This is a genomic window from Streptomyces sp. NPDC026301 (genome assembly GCF_055567935.1).
The window spans coordinates 211,597-232,822 of the sequence record NZ_JBVHPN010000005.1 but is presented as its reverse complement, the minus strand read 5'-3'; the positions used below and the strand labels follow the sequence as shown (position 1 = coordinate 232,822).

General features: G+C 73.4%; 17 protein-coding genes. 11 read left to right on the top strand and 6 right to left on the bottom strand.

Annotated features, from left to right (window positions below; genetic code table 11):
* Positions 1–37 precede the first annotated feature (37 nt).
* The 4 genes from ACZ4MH_RS10735 (at position 38) to ACZ4MH_RS10720 (ending at position 4,215) form a co-directional block, all read left to right on the top strand.
* Positions 38–1,216, top strand: a complete 1,179-nt coding sequence (locus tag ACZ4MH_RS10735; RefSeq protein WP_351594763.1) for an acyl-CoA dehydrogenase family protein — start codon at positions 38–40, stop codon at positions 1,214–1,216.
* Between the two features lie 82 nt (positions 1,217–1,298).
* A complete protein-coding gene (locus tag ACZ4MH_RS10730) occupies positions 1,299–2,876 on the top strand; it encodes an AMP-binding protein (protein WP_351594760.1) in 1,578 nt (525 codons plus the stop codon).
* Positions 2,873–3,625 (top strand): enoyl-CoA hydratase family protein, encoded by a 753-nt coding sequence (locus ACZ4MH_RS10725; protein ID WP_351594682.1) that lies wholly within the window; start codon positions 2,873–2,875, stop codon positions 3,623–3,625. Before ACZ4MH_RS10730 ends, ACZ4MH_RS10725 begins: the two co-directional genes overlap by 4 nt.
* Positions 3,613–4,215: a TetR/AcrR family transcriptional regulator gene (locus ACZ4MH_RS10720; RefSeq protein WP_351594680.1), complete on the top strand. Its 603-nt coding sequence runs from the start codon at positions 3,613–3,615 to the stop codon at positions 4,213–4,215. The genes ACZ4MH_RS10725 and ACZ4MH_RS10720 overlap by 13 nt, the downstream gene beginning before the upstream one ends.
* 12 nt (positions 4,216–4,227) lie before the next feature.
* On the opposite strand, the gene ACZ4MH_RS10715 is transcribed toward ACZ4MH_RS10720, so the two are convergent.
* A complete protein-coding gene (locus ACZ4MH_RS10715; RefSeq protein ID WP_351594677.1) occupies positions 4,228–5,331 on the bottom strand; it encodes a citrate synthase 2 in 1,104 nt (367 codons plus the stop codon).
* 409 nt (positions 5,332–5,740) lie between these two features.
* Here ACZ4MH_RS10715 and pdxH point away from each other — a divergent pair, with 409 nt between their 5' ends.
* Positions 5,741–6,418 (top strand): pyridoxamine 5'-phosphate oxidase, encoded by a 678-nt coding sequence (gene pdxH / locus ACZ4MH_RS10710; RefSeq protein ID WP_351594675.1) that lies wholly within the window; start codon positions 5,741–5,743, stop codon positions 6,416–6,418.
* Positions 6,419–6,957: 539 nt separating this feature from the next.
* Complete coding sequence (locus ACZ4MH_RS10705; protein ID WP_467754474.1) at positions 6,958–8,313, top strand: PAS domain-containing protein; 1,356 nt, start codon at positions 6,958–6,960, stop codon at positions 8,311–8,313.
* Between the two features lie 29 nt (positions 8,314–8,342).
* On the opposite strand, the gene ACZ4MH_RS10700 is transcribed toward ACZ4MH_RS10705, so the two are convergent.
* On the bottom strand, positions 8,343–9,107 hold the full coding sequence (locus tag ACZ4MH_RS10700; RefSeq protein WP_351601026.1) for an SIS domain-containing protein: 765 nt from the start codon (positions 9,105–9,107) through the stop codon (positions 8,343–8,345).
* A gap of 277 nt (positions 9,108–9,384) precedes the next feature.
* Here ACZ4MH_RS10700 and ACZ4MH_RS10695 point away from each other — a divergent pair, with 277 nt between their 5' ends.
* A complete protein-coding gene (locus ACZ4MH_RS10695; RefSeq protein WP_351601023.1) occupies positions 9,385–10,077 on the top strand; it encodes a metal-dependent transcriptional regulator in 693 nt (230 codons plus the stop codon).
* Positions 10,078–10,825: 748 nt separating this feature from the next.
* Positions 10,826–11,707 (top strand): alpha/beta fold hydrolase, encoded by an 882-nt coding sequence (locus ACZ4MH_RS10690; protein ID WP_351601020.1) that lies wholly within the window; start codon positions 10,826–10,828, stop codon positions 11,705–11,707.
* An 89-nt stretch (positions 11,708–11,796) separates the two neighbouring features.
* Here ACZ4MH_RS10690 and ACZ4MH_RS10685 read toward each other — a convergent pair whose 3' ends face one another.
* From ACZ4MH_RS10685 to ACZ4MH_RS10675, 3 genes are all read right to left on the bottom strand, one after another.
* Positions 11,797–13,440 (bottom strand): transporter, encoded by a 1,644-nt coding sequence (locus ACZ4MH_RS10685; RefSeq protein WP_351601017.1) that lies wholly within the window; start codon positions 13,438–13,440, stop codon positions 11,797–11,799.
* Entirely contained in the window at positions 13,437–14,261 is an 825-nt protein-coding gene (locus ACZ4MH_RS10680) for an ABC transporter ATP-binding protein (protein ID WP_351601014.1), read from the bottom strand. Before ACZ4MH_RS10680 ends, ACZ4MH_RS10685 begins: the two co-directional genes overlap by 4 nt.
* 102 nt (positions 14,262–14,363) lie before the next feature.
* Positions 14,364–15,038 (bottom strand): bifunctional DNA primase/polymerase, encoded by a 675-nt coding sequence (locus ACZ4MH_RS10675; RefSeq protein ID WP_351601011.1) that lies wholly within the window; start codon positions 15,036–15,038, stop codon positions 14,364–14,366.
* 320 nt (positions 15,039–15,358) lie between these two features.
* On the opposite strand from ACZ4MH_RS10675, the gene ACZ4MH_RS10670 reads away from it, so the two are divergent.
* Positions 15,359–16,747, top strand: coding sequence for a transcriptional regulator (locus tag ACZ4MH_RS10670; RefSeq protein ID WP_351601008.1), 1,389 nt, complete (start codon positions 15,359–15,361; stop codon positions 16,745–16,747).
* Positions 16,748–17,010: 263 nt separating this feature from the next.
* A complete protein-coding gene (locus ACZ4MH_RS10665) occupies positions 17,011–19,089 on the top strand; it encodes a hypothetical protein (RefSeq protein ID WP_467754462.1) in 2,079 nt (692 codons plus the stop codon).
* Positions 19,090–19,126: 37 nt separating this feature from the next.
* On the opposite strand, the gene ACZ4MH_RS10660 is transcribed toward ACZ4MH_RS10665, so the two are convergent.
* Positions 19,127–20,479, bottom strand: coding sequence for an ABC transporter substrate-binding protein (locus ACZ4MH_RS10660; RefSeq protein ID WP_351598330.1), 1,353 nt, complete (start codon positions 20,477–20,479; stop codon positions 19,127–19,129).
* Between the two features lie 191 nt (positions 20,480–20,670).
* Here ACZ4MH_RS10660 and ACZ4MH_RS10655 point away from each other — a divergent pair, with 191 nt between their 5' ends.
* The gene (locus ACZ4MH_RS10655; protein WP_351598382.1) at positions 20,671–21,183 is read left to right on the top strand and encodes an SCO4402 family protein; all 513 of its coding nucleotides are present in this window, start codon (positions 20,671–20,673) and stop codon (positions 21,181–21,183) included.
* The last annotated feature ends 43 nt before the right edge of the window (positions 21,184–21,226 follow it).

Sequence of the window (21,226 nt, the reverse complement as noted above, 5' to 3'; positions counted from 1 at the left end):
TTGTCCTCAATCGCCGGACAGGCTTGATTTCTGGAGGATCTCCGTGATCGAAACCGAAGAACACCAGGCCCTGCGCGCAGCCGTCGCCGCCCTCGGCAAGCGCTACGGCCGCGAGTACTTCACCCGCGTCGTCGCCGACGGCAAGCACACCGACGACCTCTGGGCGGAGGCCGCCAAGCTCGGTTACCTCGGCGTCAACCTGCCGGAGGAGTACGGCGGCGGGGGCGGCGGCATCACCGAACTCGCCATCGTCCTGGAGGAGCTGGGCGCGGCCGGCTGCCCCCTCCTGATGCTCGTCGTCTCGCCCGCCATCTGCGGCACCGTCATCGCCCGCTTCGGTACCGACGAGCAGAAGCGGCAGTGGCTGCCCGGCCTCGCCGACGGCTCGCGCAAGATGGCGTTCGGCATCACCGAGCCCGACGCCGGGTCCAACTCGCACCGCATCACCACCACCGCGCGCCGCGACGCGGAGACCGGCGGCTGGATACTCAACGGCCGCAAGGTCTTCGTCTCCGGCGTCGACATCGCCGAGGCCACGCTGATCGTCGGCCGTACGGAGGCTGTGTCTGATAGAGGCGTGAGGACCGGCAAGCTCAAGCCCTGCCTCTTCATCGTCCCCCGTGACACTCCCGGCTTCTCCCGCAGTTCGATCCCCATGGAACTGGCCGCGCCCGAGAAGCAGTTCGAGCTGGTGCTGGACGATGTACGGCTGCCGGCCGACGCGCTGGTCGGCGACGAGGACGCCGGGCTCCTCCAGCTCTTCGCCGGGCTCAACCCCGAGCGCGTCATGACCGCCGCCTTCGCCCTCGGCATGGCCCGTTACGCGCTGGAGCGGGCCGTGGAGTACGCCCGCGAACGCCAGGTGTGGAAGGTGCCGGTCGGTGCCCACCAGGCCATCGCCCACCCGCTCGCCCAGTGCCACATCGACATCGAGCTGGCCCGGCTGATGATGCACAAGGCCGCCCATCTCTACGACATCGGCGACGACATGGGCGCGGGCGAGGCCGCCAACATGGCGAAGTACGCGGCGGGGGAGGCCGCGGTGAAGACCGTCGACCAGGCCGTGCACACGCTCGGCGGCAACGGCCTCACCACGGAGTACGGACTCGCCTCGATGATCACCGCGGCCCGGGTGGCCAGAATCGCCCCGGTCAGCCGCGAGATGATCCTCAACTTCGTGTCCCACCAGTCCCTGGGGCTCCCCAAGTCGTACTGATGCCGTCATGCTGCGGGACATCGTCCGCCCCCCACGCCGCAGCCGGCAGCCGACCGACCATCGAGCGAAGGGCCGTGAGTCCATGGTGTTCCGCAGCGAGTACCCCGACGTCGCACCGCTCGACCTGCCCATCCACGAAGCCGTACTGGGCCACTCGGCCGTCGCGCACGCCGACCGGCCGGCCCTGGTCGACGGCCTGAGCGGCGCCACCCTCAGCTACGCCGAGCTCGACGCCCGCACCCGCCGGCTCGCCGCGGCCCTCGCCGACGCGGGCGTGCGCAAGGGCGACGTGCTGGCCCTGCACAGCCCGAACTCCCTCGCGTACCCGGTCGTCTGCTACGCCGCCTCCCGCTGCGGCGCCGTCGTCACGCCCGTCCATCCGCTCGCCACCGCGGAGGAGGTGGCGAAGCAGCTGCGCGACTCCGGCGCCCGCTGGCTGGTGACGGTCTCCGTGCTGCTGGCCACCGCCCGTACCGCGGCCGAGAAGTGCGGCGGCGTGACGGAGATCTTCGTCTGCGACGGGGCCGAAGGACACCGGTCCCTCGCCGACCTGCTGGCCACGCAGGCGCCCGAGCCGCAGGTCACCATCGACCCGGCCGAGGACGTGGCCTGCCTGCCGTACTCCTCCGGCACCACCGGCGCGCCCAAGGGCGTAATGCTCACCCACCGCAACATCGCCACCAACCTCGTCCAGCTCGACGGCGTCCTCAGCGGCGGCCCCGGCGACCGCATCCTCGCTGTCCTGCCCTTTTTCCACATCTACGGCATGACCGCGCTGATGAACGCGCCGCTGCGGCAGGGCGCCACCGTCGTCGTCCTGCCCCGCTTCGACCTCGGCACCTTCCTGACCGCCATCGAGACCCACCGCGTCAACGCGGTCTATGTCGCCCCGCCCATCGTCCTGGCGCTCGCCAAGCACCCGGCCGTCGCGGACCGAGACCTCTCCTCGCTGGAGTACGTGCTCAGCGCGGCGGCGCCGCTGGACGCCGACCTGGCGGCCGCGTGCGCCGCCCGTCTGAAACTGCCGCCGCTCCTCCAGGCGTACGGCATGACCGAACTCTCGCCCGGCACCCACGTCGTGCCGCGGGACGCCCGCGACGTGCCGCCCGGCACGGTCGGCAAGCTGCTGCCCGGTACCGAGATGCGCATCCGCGCGCTGGAGGAGGACGCCGACCTCGGCCCGGGCGCCACCGGCGAGATCCTCATCCGCGGCCCGCAGGTCATGAAGGGCTACCTGGGCCGCCCCGAGGCCACCGACGCGATGATCGACGCGGCCGGCTGGCTGCACACCGGCGACATCGGTTACTGCGACGCGGACGGCTGGCTGCACGTCGTCGACCGGGTCAAGGAGCTGATCAAGTACAAGGGTTACCAGGTCGCCCCCGCCGACCTGGAGGCGCTGCTCCTCCAGCACGAGGACATCGCCGACGCGGCCGTCATCGGCGTGACCGACGCCGACGGCAACGAGATCCCCAAGGCGTACGTCGTACGGCAGCCGGGGGCCCTGCTCACCGAACGGGAGATCATCGCCTACGTCGCGGCGCGGGTGGCCCCCTACAAGAAGATCCGGCGGGTGGAGTTCACGGACGCCGTGCCGCGCGCCGCCACCGGCAAGATCCTGCGGCGCGAACTCCGCGCCGGGGAAAGGAGGACCGCATGACGCTCGTTCACCGCTCTCACGAGCGCGGCATCACCAGCCTCACCCTCGACTCGCCAGGCAACCGCAACGCCCTCTCCACCGCCCTGGTCGCCGAGCTCCACCAGGCACTCGCCGGCGCCGCCGAGGACCCCGGCACCCGCGCCGTGGTCCTCACCCACACCGGCACCACCTTCTGTGCCGGGGCCGACCTCTCCGAGGCGGCGTCGGGCTCGGCAGAGGACGGCCCGCTGGAGCTGGCCCGGCTGCTCCGCGCGATCGTCGAGCTGCCGGTGCCCGTCGTCGCCCGGGTCACCGGGCACGTCCGGGCCGGCGGCCTCGGCCTGCTCGCCGCCTGCGACATCTCCGTGGCAGGGCCCGCCGCGACCTTCGCCTTCACCGAGGCGCGGCTGGGCCTCGCCCCCGCGGTGATCTCCATGCCGGTACTGCCCCGCATGGACTCCCGGGCCGCCGCCCGCTACTACCTCACCGGCGAACGTTTCCACGCCGCGGAGGCGGCCCGTACGGGCCTGATCACCCTGGCCGCGGAGGACGTGGACGAGGCGCTCGTTCCCCTCCTCGCCGGGCTCCGCAAGGCGTCCCCCCAGGGACTGGCCGAATCCAAGGAACTCACCACGGCCGAAACGCTCCGCGCCTTCGACCGCGACACCGCCGCCCTGGCCCGCCGATCGGCCCGCCTATTCTCCTCGGACGAAGCACGGGAGGGCATGACGGCCTTCCTCGAACGCCGGGAGCCATCATGGTCACGATGACCTCAGCACGCCGAGAACCCCAGCAGGAGCGCAGCCGCGCCACCCGCCGCAAGCTCCTCGAGGCCGCCGTCTCCTGCCTGGCCGAACACGGCTGGGCGGGCTCCACGGTCTCCGTCGTGGCCGAACGCGCCGGCGTCTCCCGGGGCGCGGCGCAGCACCACTTCCCCACCCGCGAGGACCTCTTCACGGCGGCGGTCGAATACGTGGCCGAGGAACGCTCCCAGGCCCTCCGCACCCTCTTCCCGGACCACAGGGCCGACCGCACCTCCGTCGTCGCGGCCATCGTCGATCTCTACACGGGCCCCCTCTTCCGCGCCGCCCTGCACCTCTGGGTGGCTGCCTCCCACGAGGACCAGCTCCACGAGCGCGTCACCGAACTGGAGGCGCGGGTGGGCCGCGAGTCCCACCGCATCGCGGTCGAACTCCTGGCCGCGGACGAATCGGTCCCGGGCGTACGGGAGACCATCCAGGGCCTCCTCGACATGGCGCGCGGCCTGGGGCTGGCCACCCTCCTCAGCGACGACACCCCCCGCCGCGCACGCGTAGTGGCCCAGTGGTCCCGCCTCCTGGACGGGGCACTGGGCCACTGAGGGCGCCGGCCGTCAGCGGGCCGAGATGTCCTCGTAACCGGTGATGTCGCGCGGGCTGCGGGCCGCCGGGCCCACGTACTTGGCGGAGGGGCGCACCAGCCGGCCGGTCCGCTTCTGCTCCAGGATGTGCGCGCTCCACCCGGCCGTACGGGCACAGGTGAACATCGACGTGAACATGTGCGCCGGGACCTCGGCGAAGTCCAGCGTGATCGCCGCCCAGAACTCCACGTTGGTCGCGAGGATCCGGTCGGGCCGGCGGTTGTGCAGCTCCTCCAGCGCCGCCTTCTCCAGCGCCTCGGCGACCTCGTAGCGCGGCGCGCCCAGCTCCTTGGCCGTCCGGCGCAGCACGCGGGCGCGCGGGTCCTCCGCGCGGTAGACCCGGTGCCCGAAGCCCATCAGCCGCTCGCCGCGGTCCAGCGCCTGCTTCACGTATGCGGTCGCGTCACCGGTGCGCTCGATCTCCTCGATCATGCCCAGCACGCGGGACGGCGCGCCGCCGTGCAGCGGGCCTGACATCGCGCCCACGGCGCCCGAGAGCGCGGCGGCCACGTCGGCACCCGTGGAGGCGATGACGCGGGCGGTGAAAGTCGAGGCGTTCATGCCGTGCTCGGCGGCCGACGTCCAGTACGCGTCGACGGCCTTCACGTGCTTGGGGTCGGGCTCGCCGCGCCAGCGCTTCATGAACCGCTCGACGATCGTGTCCGCCTTGTCGATCTCCTTCTGCGGGACCATCGGCAGGCCCTGGCCGCGCGCCGACTGGGCGACGTAGGACAGGGCCATGACGGCGGCGCGCGCGAGATTGTCGCGCGCCTCGGCCTCGTCGATGTCCAGCAGCGGTTTCAGGCCCCATACCGGGGCGAGCATCGCCAGCGCGGACTGCACGTCGACGCGGATGTCGCCGGAGTGCACCGGGATCGGGAACGGCTCGGCCGGCGGCAGGCCGGGGTTGAACGCCCCGTCGACCAGCAGGCCCCACACGTTCCCGAACGACACCTGGCCGACCAGGTCTTCGATGTCGACGCCGCGGTAGCGCAGCGAGCCGCCTTCCTTATCCGGTTCGGCGATCTCCGTCTCGAACGCGACGACTCCTTCGAGCCCGGGTACGAAGTCGGACATCAGGCTGCTCCTCAAGCTAGGGACGGCGCGGCGGCTCGTGGCCACGCTGCCGTTCGGTCGGGGCCGTGCGGTCACGTGTGATGCGGTCGTCGGTGCTCCTTGCCTGGACTGCTCGCGCTCGCCCGGCGGTCCCCGCATTCCGTGTCGGACCGCGGGCGGTGACGGCACGTCACCGATTCGTTCCGGCGTTTCGGGGCGGACACCATATCTCCGGATGTCCGGAGTCCACAGCGTCCCAGCAGATGATTTTGGTGGGTTCCGCACGTGCGGGGAAGCGTGACATCCGGCACACTGTGCGATTTCCTGACGGGAGGGTTACCCGCCACCGAAGACGGGCAGACTGCCAGGCCACAAGTGGCTCATGAGCAGCCCGCCGACCGCCCGCGCGACCCGGCCGATGCTGCAAGATATGCCCGTGCACTCTGCCGACGCCGCATCCGCAGCCCACCCCGACCCCGCCTCGATGCGCGCCCAGTACCGCGCGCACGGCCTCGCCGAGGAAGACCTCGCCGGCACTCCGTACGAACAGTTCGCGCGCTGGTTCAAAGAAGCGGCCGCGAGCGGCATACACGAACCCAACGCCATGGTCGTCTCCACGGCGGACGCGGCCGGGCGGCCCAGCTCCCGCACCGTCCTGCTCAAGGCGTTCGACGACCGCGGCTTCGTCTTCTTCACCAACTACACCAGCAGGAAGGGCCGCGACCTCGCCGGGAACCCGGCGGTCTCCCTGCTCTTCCCCTGGCACCCGCTCGCCCGCCAGGTGATCGTCGGCGGCACCGCCGAACGCATCGGCCGCGACGAGACCGCCGCGTACTTCCGCACCCGCCCGCACGGCTCGCAGCTGGGCGCCTGGGCCAGCGAGCAGTCCTCGGTGGTCGGCTCCCGCGAGGAGCTGGAGCGGGCCTACGCCGACCTCACGGCCCGCTACCCCGAGGGCGAGCAGGTGCCGGCGCCGCCGCACTGGGGCGGCTACCGGGTCGCCGTCGAGTCCGTGGAGTTCTGGCAGGGGCGCGAGAACCGCCTGCACGACCGCCTGCGGTACGTGAGTACGGAGACGGGCTGGACGGTGGAGCGGCTGGCGCCCTGACGGGGCCCCGCGCGAGCCGGGAACGCAGACGACCCGCGGGCCATCTCCCCGGCGCCGTGAGGCGTCGGGGGCCGGTCGGACGAACCGGCGGCACCGCGGGTCGGGTGACTGCTGGGGATTGGCCGGCTGCGCACAGCTCTCGTGCGCTGGTCCGGCGCTGCACTGAGTGAAGCGACGGGCCGCTAGCCCGCAGCCACCTCACGCGTCCGGTAGGAAATCACTCCGGAACCACCTCCCTTCTCGTGTGCACCACACACTAGGAACCGCTCCGGCTCCCCACAACCGAATTTCCGGCGGGCACCGATTTTCCGGAATGGGGTGTGGGCTGTGTCACGTTCCAGTTGAATGATCCGACGTGCAGCACGTGCAGCCGCGTCCAGCAGGGGGTGCCAGTGACTGCTTCGTCCCGCCACTTCAATGCCGCGCTGCCCGGGGAACCGGGCCGCCCGGACCAGAGCCACGACCAGGGAGCGGACACGGACCCGCCGCCTCCGCCCGACAGCGAGGACTCCGGCCTGCTCGCGGCCCTCCTGGACGGCATGGACGCCGCCCTCTGCGCCCTCGACGCCGACGGCACCGTCACCCACTGGAACCGCGAGGCCGAGCGCATCCTCGGCTGGACCGCCGACGAGGCGGTCGGCCGCGACGGCCTGGCCGGCTGGGCGGTGCGCGCCGAGGACGCCGACGAGGTGCACGCGGCCCTGATGGCCGCGATGACCTCCCCGGGCCGCCAGGTACACGAGTTCGCGCTGCTCACCAAGGACGGCGGCCGGGTCCTCGTACGGACCCAGTCCTCCGCCGTCACCGGCGCCGACGGCGCGCCCGCCGGCGTGTACTGCGCCTTCAGCGAGGTCCACACCCAGATCGACCTCGAACGCTCCATCGCGCTCAGCGAAGCCCTCTTCGACGACGCGTCCTGGGGCGTGGTGCTCGTCGACGCCGACCTGCGCCCCGCCGTGGTCAACGCCCACGCCGCGCGCGCCCTCGGCCTGGGGCGCACGCAGGTCCTCGGGCGCCCGCTGGGGGACCTCCTCGCGCAGGGTGTCGAGGAGCTGGAGGCCGCGCTCCAGCACGTACTGGCGGAGGGCGCGCCCCCGACCGCCACCGAGCTGTGGGTGACGCTCCGCTCCGAGGAGGCCGAGGAGCCGCGCCGGTGCTGGCGCAGCGGCTTCCTGCGGCTGGCGTCCCCGCTCGCCGAGGAGCCCGTCCCCCTCGGCGTCGGCTGGCTCTTCCAGGACATCACCGACATCAAGCGCACCGAACAGGACAGTTCGCTGCAGCGTTTCCGCGCCAACCAGCTGCACCGCGCGGGCCGCGCGGCGGCCGAGTGCGAGGACCCCATGGAGTCGGCCGCCGTCCACCTCGACTTCGCGCTGGCCGGCTTCGCCGACCACGGCCTGGTCGACCTGGCCGCCACCCCGTCGCCCGCCGGCCCGCCGCTGTCCGACATGGACGCGACCACGCCCATCGAGGACGCGGACCTGGCGGCACCGCCCGACGACGCGGCCGAGCCCGCGCCCCGGCTGATCCGCGCCCTCGCCTCGCCCGGGGGCGCGCCCGGCCCGGCGCAGCCGGTCGCGGGGACCGGCATCCCGCTGACGTACGTACCGGGGCACCCGGCCGTCCAGGCGTACCGGCGCCGCGGCTCGGTGCGGGCCAGCGCGGGCCTGGCGGTCACGCCGGAGGGCTGGGCGGCGGCCCGCAAGTGGCCCGAGGGCACGGTGCACGGCCTGTGCGTGGTGCTGCGCAGCCGGGGCCGGACGGTGGGCGTGGCGACGTTCCTGCGCGGCGCCTCCCGCCGCCCCTTCGACCGCGCGGACGCCGCGTACGCCGAGGAGGTCGCCTCCCGCATCGCGGCGTGTCTGGACCTGGCGGAGGCGCTGGGGAAGAGATGAGGGCGCCGGGGCGGGGGCCGGTCGCGGGCTCAGTGCCGGTAGAAGATCCGGTCCGCGTACTCGCGCATGACCCGGCCGTTCCAGTCGTGACCGCCGTCGACGTTCCCCGAGCGCAGCAGCGGCGGGTCGATGCCGCGCTCGGCGAGCGCGCCCGCCGCCGTCGCCACGACCGCCTGCATGACCGCGCTGGTGACGACCGTGGACGCGGGCGCGAACGGCGCTTCGATGCCCGGCGCCGTCAGCTCCGCGTCGCCGACCGGGATGCGGCTGTCCAGGACGATGTCGCAGTGGTCCTTGAGGTACGTGCCGGACACGTGCCGCGACTTGGTGCCGTCCGCGTACGCGACCGAGGTCAGCCCGATGACCTTCAGGCCGAGCGCACGGGCGTTCAGCGCCATCTCCACGGGCAGCGGGTTCCGCCCGGACAGCGAGATGATCACGAGGACGTCGCCGGCCCGCGCCGGGCTGGTGTCCAGTACGGCGGCGGCCAGCCCGTCGACCCGCTCCAGTGCGCTGCCGAGCGTCGCGGGCATCACGTCCACGCCCACCACACCGGGCACGCACAGCAGGTTCATCACCGCCAGGCCGCCGGCGCGGTAGACCGTGTCCTGGGCGGGCAGCGAGGAGTGCCCGGCGCCGAAGCAGAAGATCCGGCCGCCGGCCTCCACGGTGTCGGCGAGCAGCGTCCCGGCCTCGGCGATCACCTCGCCCTGGGTGTCGCGCACCGTCCGCAGCAGGTCGATCGCGGCATCGAAGTACTGCCCGGCCAGCCCGTTGCTCCCGCTCTCGCCCATCGCGGAGTGCCCCTCTCCTCGTATGGTCCCGCCCGGTCCGGGCAGGTACCGCCCTCGTGGCGCGGCTCACGTTGCGGTCTGGACCAGTGCCCTGTCAATACGGCGCCCGCACCGTACGGCCGAAAGGTGCCGGCCCGGGCCGGGCTCCGCGCGCGGCCCCGGCCACCGGCCGGACCGGGGCCCGGCGGCGGCCTTCGGGCCGCGCGCGGTCCGGTTGTCAGTGGGATGCGTCAGAATTGAGTCCAGGGCCACCGCACGACACAGCCGAGGGGCACGCATGTCCGGACTGATCGACACCACGGAGATGTATCTCCGCACCATCCTTGAGCTCGAAGAGGAAGGTGTGGTCCCGATGCGCGCGCGCATCGCCGAGCGGCTCGATCAGAGCGGCCCGACGGTCAGCCAGACCGTGGCGCGGATGGAGCGGGACGGCCTGGTCCAGGTCGCCGGCGACCGCCACCTGGAGCTGACCGAGGAGGGCCGCCGCCTGGCGACACGCGTGATGCGCAAGCACCGGCTCGCCGAGTGCCTGCTCGTCGACGTGATCGGGCTGGAGTGGGAGCAGGTGCACGCTGAGGCCTGCCGCTGGGAGCACGTGATGAGCGAGGCGGTCGAGCGCCGCGTCCTGGAGCTGCTGCGGCACCCGACCGAGTCGCCGTACGGCAATCCCATCCCCGGCCTGGACGAGCTGGGCGAGAAGTCCGAGGCCGATGCCTTCCTGGACGAGGGCCTGCTGAGCCTGATGGACCTCGACCCCGGCGCCGACGGCAAGACCGTCGTCGTGCGGCGGATCGGCGAGCCCATCCAGACGGACGCCCAGCTGATGTACACACTGCGGCGGGCCGGGGTGCAGCCGGGGGCCGTGGTGAGCGTGACGGAGTCGCCGACCGGGGTGCTCGTCGGCAGCAGCGGCGAGGCCGCCGAGCTGGCCACCGACATCGCGCAGCACGTCTTCGTGGCGAAGCGCTGACCGTTCCGGCTCCTCGCCGGCCGCTCGTCGGTGCGCTTCCCGGCCCGGCGCCCCGCCGCTCCGCTTGACCGGCGTGGTGCCGCCTCCGCACGCCGTGCGCAGGCGCCCACCCGGTACGACGTCCTGTCCCGCGCTCCCTGCGGACATTCCGCTTTCCCCCTCCTCCCGGCGTTCCCCGGAGATTTTTTCCGCCGTCCCCTCCCGCCGGGCCGCCGCACTGACCTGGAGCGACGGCCCGGATCGAGCCGTGCCCCGATGTCCCGCCCAGTACGGACTTGGCGGAATGCGAGCGGTGGGCGCGACGCCGTGTCACCCTGGCGCTGTCGCATACGCGTAGGCGCATATGACGTGCTGCGTTGAGGACCTGGGGCCGGGCGGCGGGGCGGGTGCGGGGAACATCCGGCCGGTCGCCGTGACCTCTGGGGAGGGGGCTCGGATGAGTCACCGGACAACCGTTTCGCCCGGCCGGGGGGCCACTGACAGCGAGGGCCCCGGCGCTGCGAGCAGCCGGGGCCCCGCCTCCCCATGTCCCCCCACGAAGACCCGGAGCCCCGAGCTCTCAGGGTCTTCCCCCGCGGGCCCTCTTCCCGTCAGGGCCCGCCTCCCGCTCACACTCTCCCCGTGCCGAGGACGGCCAATCCTTGAGCATGGTCACTCGTACGAGGGGTGTTGGGGGCAAGGGCAATACATTCGAATACGGGTTCGATAGTGTGGGGCTGCTCAAGGGACGGATGGGGGTGCCAGGGCAATGGTGCGGCGCATCGACGTAACAGGTACTGGGGGTATACGGCTCGCGGCCTGGGAGTTCACCGACCCTCCCAAGGCCGGCGGCGAGGGGACGGAGCAGAAGCACAACGGACGCGGCCCCGGCGTGCTGCTCCTGCACGGCCTGATGGGGCGGGCCGCGCACTGGGCGGAGACCGCCCGCTGGCTCGGCGCGCGCTACCGCCCCGTCGGCCTCGACCAGCGCGGCCACGGCCGCAGTGAGAAGCCCACCGACGGGCCGTTCGACCGCATGACGTACGTGGACGACGCGATCGCCGCCATCGAGCAGCTGGATCTCGCCCCGGCCGCCGTCATCGGCCACTCCATGGGCGCGCTCACCGCCTGGCAGCTCGCCGCCCGCCGGCCCGACCTGGTCAGCGCCCTGGTCATCTGCGACATGCGGGCATCCGCCCTGGGCGCGGCCTCGCAGCGCGAATGGGAGGCGTGGTTCCGCTCCTGGCCGGTCCCCTTCGCCACGCTCGCCGACGTCCGCAAGTGGTTCGGCGAGGACGACCCCACGCTGGAGCGCCCGAAGCCGGTGCGCGGCGAGTACTTCGCCGAGGTGATGGCCGAGCGCGCCGACGGCTGGCGCCCGGTCTTCTCCCGCCGCCAGATGCTCGCCGTCCGCGAGGCGTGGGTGCACGACGCCCACTGGGAGGAGCTCGCCCAGATCGAGTGCCCCACGCTGGTCGTCCGCGGCCTGGACGGCGAACTGGGCCGCGCCGAGGCCCAGGAGATGGTCCGCGTCCTCCCCCGAGGCGCCTACGCCGAGATCCCCGACGCCGGCTACCTCCTCCCCTGGGAGCGCCCGGACGACTGGCGCCGCGCGCTGGAGCCGTTCCTGCACACGGCGATTCCGACCTGAGCGACCGGGCCGGCCGGGCCTTGACGCGCGGCAGCGGGCGCCCGCCCCCAGGGGGACGGACGCCCGCTGCCTCGTGAGGTCTTCTCTTCCTACCCCTTGCTCACCGCCACCAGGATCTCCGGCAGCCGGCGGAGGACGGCCGGCGCGACCAGGCGCAGCCCCAGGACGGCCACCACCACTCCGTACACCGCGCCCACCGGCAGCACCAGCCACAACAGGCCCTGCAAGCCCGCCACATGGAGACCGACCGTCAGGCCGATGATCGGCAGGCACAGCAGTCCGCCCACGCTCACGCCGACCAGCATGCTGATCCAGGCGATACCGGCCTGCCCCGGTGCGACGTTCTTGTTGCCGTCGGACGGGATCGAGTACGGGAAGCGCACCGAGGCGAACGCCCCCGTGGCCACCAGCGCGCCGAGCAGCGCCAGCGCCAGCCCGTACACCTCGGGGAAGGCCGCCCAGTCGTCGAGGATCGCCGCCGCGCCGAGCACCACCAGCGTCACGTACGGCACCGCGATCACGGCCAGTGCCAGCGCCCGCCCGGCCAGCTCCAGGAACGCGTCGCGGCGCGTGGAGAGCGTCGAGGCGATCATCCAGAACGCGGAGGTGTCCTGCCCGAACTGGTTGTACATCTGCAGCCCGAGCAGCCCCGCCGCCCAGCACGCCGCGTAGACGTTGCCGCCGCCCTGCACCGCCGTGACGACGGGCACGATCAGGCCGACGCCGAGCGCCGTCGCCCAGCCCATCTTCGTCTTCGGGTCGCGCCAGCCGTACAGCAGCGTGCGCCGCATGACCGTGCCGGTACGGCCGCCCGGCAGCAGCCGCTCCCAGCCGCCCGCCCGGTCGGCACGCTTGCGGCCGCTGTCCTTCTCGATGGCCTGGAGGGTGGAGGAGTCGGGCGCGGTCATGACAGTGGTGAGCGTGCGGCTCCACCACCACAGCAGCAGGACGAGCGCCAGCGCGGTCAGCGCGAGACCGAACACCGCGCGCCCGTAAGCGCCCCGGCCCGCCGCGTCGACCGCGTCCACCGCCGAGGCGGGCGGGATCCAGCGCAGCACCGCGGCGACCGGTTCCAGCGCCGCCAGCCCCTGCGACTGGGCGAGCTTCTGTGCGCCGAGGTTCACGCCCTGCGCGCCGAGCGCGACGAACAGGCCGCTGAGGACGGCGAGGTCACGGCCGCGGCGGCTGGTCAGCAGCCGTACGTTGGCGGTCGCGACGGCACGCGCGAGCGCCGCGCAGACCAGTACGACCAGTACGGCCGCGACGACCCCGACGAGCGCCGCCGCCAGGCCGTGCGCGACGGAGACCACGGAACCGGCCGCCAGCACGGCGGTGAAGACCGGGCCGACGCCGATGAGCGAGGCGACCAGCAGCGAGCCGATCAGCGGCCGGGGCCGCAGCGGCAGCATGACCAGCCGGGTCGGGTCCATCGTCTCGTCCGCCGAGGGAAAGAACAGCGGCATCGCCGCCCACCCGAGCGTGAGGAGCGCGGTCAGCAGCACGGCCAGCGCCGGCGCGCCGGACACGCCGCGCAGCAGGATCATGCCCAGCAGCAGGCCGGCCGCCAGCAGCAGCGTGACGGCCAGCGAGATGACGTACGCGGCGGTGCGCCCGGGCGACTGCCGCAGCCCGTTCTTCAGCAGCGTCAGCTTGAGCCGCACGAAGATGGGCGTGAGGGGCGGCGACGGCGGCGCCGCGGCCGGCGTGCTCACGGGGCGGGTGGCCGTATTCATCGGGCGCCGCCCCCGCCCAGCCAGTCCAGGTCCTGCCCGGCCCGCGCACGGCTGCCCGCGCCGACCAGTTCGAGGAACGCGTCCTGCAGCGTGGGCGCGTCACCGCGTACCTGGGCGATCGGCCCGTCGGCGCGGATCTTCCCGCCGGCCATCACGGCCACCCAGTCGCACAGCGACTCCACCAGCTCCATCACATGGCTGGAGAAGACGACAGTCGCGCCGGACCCGGTGTAGCGCTCCAGTACGCCGCGAATGGTCTGGGCCGATACCGGATCGACCCCCTCGAACGGCTCGTCCAGAAAGAGGATCTCCGGATTGTGCAGCAGCGCCGCCGCCAGCCCGATCTTCTTCCGCATACCGGTCGAGTAGTCGACGACCAGCTTGTGCTGCGCCCCGCTGAGATCCAGTACGTCCAGCAACTGCCCGGCCCGCTTGTCCACCTCGTCGCCGGGCAGCCCCCGCAGCCGCCCGATGTACGAGAGGAGCTCGGCACCGGACAGCCGCTCGAACAGCCGCAGCCCTTCGGGCAGTACGCCGATCCGCGACTTCACGGCCACCGGGTCGCGCCACACGTCGTGGCCGCCGATCTCGACCTGACCGGCGTCCGGCCGCAGCAGCCCGGTCACCATCGACAGCGTGGTGGTCTTCCCCGCCCCGTTCGGCCCCACGAGCCCGATGAACCGCCCGGCGGGCAACGTCAGATCGATCCCCGCGACCGCGGTGTGATCTCCATACTTCTTCCAGAGGCTGTGGATACGCACCGCCGCCGGCGCGCCCGCCGTGCCACCCTCTTCCACAGCACCCGAACTCTCGGTCGTCACTCGGTTCCCCTGTCCTCGGACGTCAAAGGCAGGAACCGGTCAAGCCCCCGCCACTCCCCACGATATGCGGCGGGCGGGGGAGGGGGCGGGTGAGCAGCGCGTTCAGCGTCCCCGGTTCGAGGGTGGCTCGAGGCCGCAGGCGTAGGTGAGGGGGTTGAGGAGGTCTTGCGTGTCGGGGAGCCAGCGGTTGGCGGGGGTGGGGTGGCGGGCCCATTGGACCGGGGCGTGGCGGCCGGTGCGGGTGGGGGGTGCGGCGATGTAGGTGCCCTCGCCGTGGGTGATCAGGTCGAGGCCGGAGGGGGCGGGGCGGCCCGGCTTCCGTGCCAGGTCCCGGATCTTGGCGGCGGCGCCGGGGAGGACGAGGAAGAGCATCCGGCGGGCCGGGGTGCAGATGACCGGGCCGAGCGGCAGGCCCTGCCGTTCCATGCGGGCCAGCGCCAGGCAGCCCGCGGTCTCCGGCACGTCCAGCGCGTCGAACGTGCGGCCTGTGGGGAGCAGGATCGCCGCGCGGGGGTGCTGCGTCCACAGGCTGTGGATGACTGATGTGCTGCCGGTGGCCGCCGTGGGCCAGTCGGCCGCCAGGGGGTGGGCGCCGGGGGCCCGGCAGTCACGGGCGCCGCACGAACAGTACGTCGCCGCACCGTCGTCTTCCAGCCATGCGCCGGGGAGTACGTCCCAATGGCGTTCCGCCGCGTAACGCACCGCAATGTCGAGCAGCCGCTCGCCGCGCTGCTGGGGGACGTGTGGGGCTCCTGTGACTCCGCTGCTCTGTTCCACGAACGTGACAACTTCCGCTGTCACCAAGGGTTACGGCCAACCCGTGGCACGGCACGGCGCAACGTTCTTGCACGTGGGGCGCATGGATGCACGGGCGGGGGCGCGTGCGGGGCTGTGCGGCGGAGGCTGGGTAACCACTTGCGTGAGCAGGCGGGCATCGCCCAGCCGAGCAGCTAAGGGGGCCGGTCGGGCAATTTGGTGAGTGTCGCTTATGTCGCGCGGTAGCGTCGGAAAAAGCGGATATCGCGGGTATGGGCGGGAAATGATGGACGGGGACGGCGTTCGACGGTGAACGCGCCGCAGTACACAGGGGGTACAGCATGGCCGCCAGGCCACTCGTCGCGCGGCAGCCGAACGAACGGCTGCAGGCGCTCATCCAGGAAGCTGCCTGTTCCAACGCCGGACTCGCCCGCCGCGTGAACGTCTGCGGTGCCGAGCACGGCCTGGACCTGCGCTACGACAAGACGTCCGTCGCCCGCTGGCTGCGCGGCCAGCAGCCCCGCGGCCGGGCGCCCGCGATCATCGCCGAGGCGCTCGGCCGCAAGCTGGGGCGCACGGTCACGATCGACGAGATCGGCATGGCCGACGGCAAGAACCTCGCCTCCGGCGTCGGCCTCCAGTTCTCGCCCACCGTCCTCGGCGCGATAGAGCAGGTCTGTGAGTTGTGGCGGAGTGACGTGGGCCGCCGGGACTTTCTCAGCGGCTCGACCGTCGCCGCCTCGGCACTCGTCGAGCCGAGCCGGGACTGGCTGATCACCGGCGCCGACACCCAGGTCGCGCGCAACGCCGGTGCGCGCGTGGGCCGTTCGGACGTCGAGGCGGTCCGCGCCATGACGACCGCGCTCAGCGAACTGGACCACCAGTACGGCAGCGGGCACGTCCGCCCGGTCGTCGTGCACTACCTCAACAGCGTGGTCTCCGGGCTGCTCGCGGGCACGTACCGGGAGTCCGTGGGGCGCGAACTGTTCGCCGCGGTGGCCCGGTTGACCGAGCTGGGCGGGTACATGGCGGTCGACACGGGTCAGCCGGGGCTGGCCCAGCGGTACTACATCCAGGCGCTGCGCCTCGCGCAGGCGGCCGGCGACCGCGGTTACGGCGGGTACGTGCTCGCCGCCAGCATGAGCCACCTCGCCGCCTCGCTCGGCAACCCCCGGGAGATCGCGCAGCTCGCGCGCGCGGCACAGGAAGGCACCCGCGGGCACGTGACGCCGCGCGCCGAGGCGATGTTCTGCGCGGCGGAGGCGCGCGGGCACGCGCTGATGGGGGACACCCGGGCGTTCCAGTCCGTGGCCGGGCGCGCGGTCAGCGCGATGGAGCGGGCCGAGTCCGGTACGGACGCGGGCGACGACCCGGTGTGGATCGGGCACTTCGACCCGGCCTATCTCGCCGACGAACTGGCCCACTGTCACCGGGACTTGGGACAGGCGGCCGCGGCGAAGCAGCAGGCCGAGCAGGCGCTCGCCGGTCACCCGGAGAGCCGGGCGCGGCGGCGCGCGATCGGGCTGGTGCTGCTGGCGAGCGCGCAGGTGCAGCAGCGCGAGATCGAGCAGGCGTGCCATACGGGCACGCAGGCGGCCGAGTTGCTGAGCGGGCTGCGCTCCTCGCGCGGCGCGGAGTATCTGGAGGACTTCCAGGCGCGCCTGGAGCCGTACCGGGAGGAGGCGGTGGTGCGGGAGTTCGCCGCGCGACTGGAGCTGCGGGCGGCGTGACGGACGGGCCGGGGGCGGCCCCGCCCCAAGCTCCGCCCCAGGCCCGGCCCCAGGCGGGGCTCCAGGCCCTGCCTCAGGCGGGACTCCAGGCCCCGCCCCGGAGCGGCATTCGGCCGGAGTCCTCTTTGTCCGTCGATCCTCCGTAATCGACGGGTGGTGCCGTTGTGCGTCAAGTGGCCGGTGACCAGGGGACGTGGTCGAACGCGACGGCTACCCGGTAGCGTGAGCCGACGATTCCGTAAGAAGCAGAAGTAGGAGTCCCGGTGACGCAGAGCGGACAGGGCGGCGACCCGCAGAACCCTGCGGGCGGGCCCGCGCGCGAGGGTGTGGTGCTGCCCGCGCACGGCGGCGAGCCGTACGTGCCCGACCAGCAGTCCGCGCCGGCCGCCGGTCAGCCGTGGGGCGAGCCCTGGGGCCCGTCCCAGGCGCCGCAGCAGCAGGGCTCCTACGCGCCGCAGCAGCCGGGCGCGTACCCGCCGCCGCCCCAGGGGCAGCCGCCGGTACCCCCGATGCCGCCGGAGCAGCCGCCGGCCGGGCCGGGGACGGGATACGCGAGCGGCCAGGACCCGTACGGCGCGCAGGGCACGTACGGCCAGCAGCCCTCCTACGGAGCCCAGCCTCAGCCCTCCTACGGCGCCCAGCCCTCGTACGGCGCTCAGCCTCAGCCCTCGTACGGTGACCCCCAGGGCACCTACGGCCAGCAGCCCTCGTACGGCGCGCAGCCCTCCTACGGCGACGCGCAGGCGCAGGCCACGTACGGACAGCACGACCCGTACGCCGGTCAGAACCCCTACAGCGGCCAGCCCGCCTACGGCTACCCGCAGGCTTCGCAGCCGCCGCAGTCCGCCGGGCCCCAGCCCGGTACGGACGGTGCCGGGAATGCCACCGGTGGCGCGCTCGTGCGGGCCGAGCGGCAGGCCGGGACGCCGCTGCCGCCCGCCGCCGACGACCGCGGCGCGGGTGCGGGCGCGCCGCTGCCGCCGCAGAGCGCCGGACAGGCCGGTGGGCAGCACACCGGACAGGGCGCCGGGCCGCTGCCGCCCGCCGCCGGGGACGCCGAGGCCACCCAGTTCATCCCGCCCGCCACCGGCGACAGCGAGGCCACCCAGCTCATCCCGCCGTTCGCCGGCGGGCAGGGCGGGCCCGGCGCGCAGCCGATGCCGGCGCCGCAGGGGGCGCCCGGCCCCATGCCCGGCTCGCTGCCGCCCGAGAACAAGCGGCCCGAGACGGACGCCGAGTCCACGACGATGCTGCGGCGGCCCGTCATGCCGCAGGCGCCCGCTTCCCCCGATGGCACGGAGGCGGCGACCCAGCTGATCCCGCCGGTCGGCGGTGGTGCGCCGCAGCCGCCTCCGGGTGCGCCGTTCGCCATCCGGCCGGGGATGCCGGGCGACCGGCCGACCCCGGCCGAGTTCGACGGCCTCTTCCGCGACGGGCCGGGCGGTGCCGGGGCCGGTACCGCCGGTGCCGAGTCCCCCGGCTCCACCCAGCAGATGCCGCGCTTCGAGCCGCCCGCGCAGCAGGGCCACGGTGGGCAGCCGGGATACGGCGCGCAGCCGGGCCCCGCGCCCCAGCAGCCCGGCCACGCGGCGCACCAGCCGGGCGGCCCCGCGCCGCAGCAGTCCGGATTCACGCCCCAGGGCCCCTACCCGCCCGAGGGCCGCTCCGGCGGCCACGGTCACGGCCACGGCGGCGGTGACGGGCGGCGCCGCAAGCTCGCGCCCGCCGCGATCATCGGCGCGGTCGTGGTGGTCTGCGTCGGCGCCGGGCTCGGCGTCGGCTACGCGCTCAGCGGCAGCGACGACGACGGCGCGAAGAAGGACGCCGGCAAGTCGTCGGCGGGCACGGTGAAGCGGGAGAAGCCCTCGCCGACCGCGGACCCCGCCGAGGCGCAGGCCAAGGAGCTGGACGCGCTGCTCAAGGACAGCAACAACAGCCGTTCCGCGGTGATCGGGGCGGTCGGCAGCATCAAGTCCTGCACCAAGCTCGGCGTGGCGGCCAAGGACCTGCGGGACGCGGCCGGGCAGCGGAACGACCTGGTCACCCGGCTCGGGAAGCTCTCCACCGACCAGCTGCCCGACCACGTGGAGCTGACCACCGCGCTGACCAACGCCTGGAAGTCCTCGGCTGCGGCCGACAACCACTACGCCACCTGGGCCGACCAGGTCGCGCACGCGGGCAAGAAGGGCTGCCACAAGGGCAAGGCGCGCGGCACGAAGGCGGCGGTGGAGGGCAACACCGCCAGCGAACAGGCCACCACGGCCAAGAAGCAGGCGGCGAAGTGGTGGAACCCGATCGCGAAGAAGTACGGCCTGACCGAGCACAGCCCCGAGCAGCTCTAGCCGCGCCGGGCTCCCGTCGGCGCCGGACCAGGGCCCCTCAGGCGTCCCCCCGCGGCTTCTCCAGCGTCTTCGCCAGGTTGGCGAAGCCGGAGTGCGTGGTGACCAGCCGGCCGTCCCGTACGACCTGGTAGGTCACCATCGCGTTGACGATCCGCGGGAAGGACTGCACGGCGAGCATGTCGTCGTAGCGCCAGCGCAGTTTCGGGGTCAGGCCGCCGGTGTCGACGGCCCGGTCGCCGCGGTCCAGTGCCTGCTGCAGCGAGCGCGCGGTGACGTCCTTGCCCTCCTCGGTGACCTGCTCGACCATCGCGCGCAGCACGGTGTAGGCGATCCACGTGGTCTGCACGCCGGCGTCGGCCGGGTCGATGCGGTTGTCGTTGAAGGCGTGCTCGGTGATCACATCGCGCATGGGGTTCCAGCGCGGGTCGCGCGCGTCCGGGTACCAGCCGGTGACCAGCGCGCCCTCCAGCGGGCTGGACTTGCCGCCCGTACGGTCCACCAGCGTCTGGTTCACGCTGCCGAGCACGGACGCCATCTGCACCTTCGGGTTGTCCTCCTGGAGGCGCCGGAAGGAGTCGAAGAACGTGTCGGTGTGCTCGCCGAGAGCAGCGGTCACGCAGGCGCCCTTGGCGCGCGCGCCGAACTCCGCCGTCCCGTAGAACGCCGGGTCGGCGCCGACCTGGTCCAGCGCGCTCTGCGCCGCTCCGGTGTAGTCGGTGGCGTTCTCGGGCGCCCGGATGTCGTGCGCGGGCGCGCGGCCTCCGGTGGCCAGCCCGGAGTTGAGGAGCGGCGGCATCTGGTCGCCCTGGATGGTGTCGGGGCGGACCAGCGAGACGCGCTTGCACTCGGCGGCCAGCTGCCGCCCGTTGCCGGCCAGCAGCGCCGCCTGGCCGCCGTTGACCGGGTAGGACAGCGGGCTGTCGAACTCCTCGCTGGAGACGCCGTAGCCCCCGATGTACGGGATGTTCGCGGCCTCCAGCGGGCCCATGAAGGAGCGGCCCTGGCGGCTGTACGAACCGACCACGGCGACGGCGTGTGCGGCGACCGCCTTCTGGGCGCAGCGCGCGGCGGCCACCGATGCGTTGCGTTCGTTGCAGGTGAGGACGTTCAGCCGGTGGCCGGCGATGCCGCCCTTGGCGTTGACCCAGCGCGCGTACGCCTCCGCCATGGCCGGCATTCCGGCCATGTTCGTGCCCTTCGTGCCGGAGGGCGCCCAGGTCATCACGGTGAGCGGGGCCTGGTCGTCGGCCCCGGCGGCGTTCCCGTCGGCCCCGGGGAGCGAGCCGCAGCCGGTCAGCAGGGCGGCCATGGCCGCCGCACCCGCCGTCGCTGAGCGGATCACGGTGGCGCGGTGGCAGGAGCGGGGAAAGGAACGTCGCCATCCGGTCATGTCCCCGCACCCTTCCGGCCGGTTCATAACGTCTGCGTGCTGCCCGGGTAACGGAAAGTGACGCGAAGGTGAACAGCGGGGGAGGGGCGTCCGAAGATCGCTTATGCGGCGGGTGCCGGCCCGCGGGTCTCCGCGGGCGACCCGGCCCCGGGCCCCCGGACGGTCGCCCCGTGGCCGAGAACGTACGATCGATTGCTGTGCAAGGTTCGGAGAAGTCTTCCCGTCGCGGCCGCCGCTCGACCACCATGGGCGCCATGCCGCTCAATGACATGCCGTGGTGGCGCTGGCGCGCCAATGTGCGCTCGGCGCTGCACATGCTTTCCGACCCCGTCTTCCAGCAGGAGACCTGGCTCGCCGGCCTCCCCGGCTACGGCGACGTGACCGACGCCGTGTACCGGCTGGTGGAGGACACCTGGCTGGACAACTGGTCCGCCGAGAAGTACGTCGGCACGATATTCCGGGACTCCCAGGAAGCCGCGCTGGTCGACGTCGCCGTACTGCGTGTGCTGCGCATCCTGCACCAGGTCGGCGCGGACGCCCCGGTGACCGCCTACCTGGAGCACCACGGCTGGCCGGAGGCCGTACGGGCCGCGCGCGACGCCCACGTCCGCATGGCGACCGCCGACGGCGAGGACCCCGACACGGCCCCGCGCTCCCTCGACGTGCTGGCCATCCACACCAGGGGACTGGAACCGCAGGAGTGAGCCCGGCCACGCCGGCGGTGCCCGCTGCCGGGTACCGGGGAGC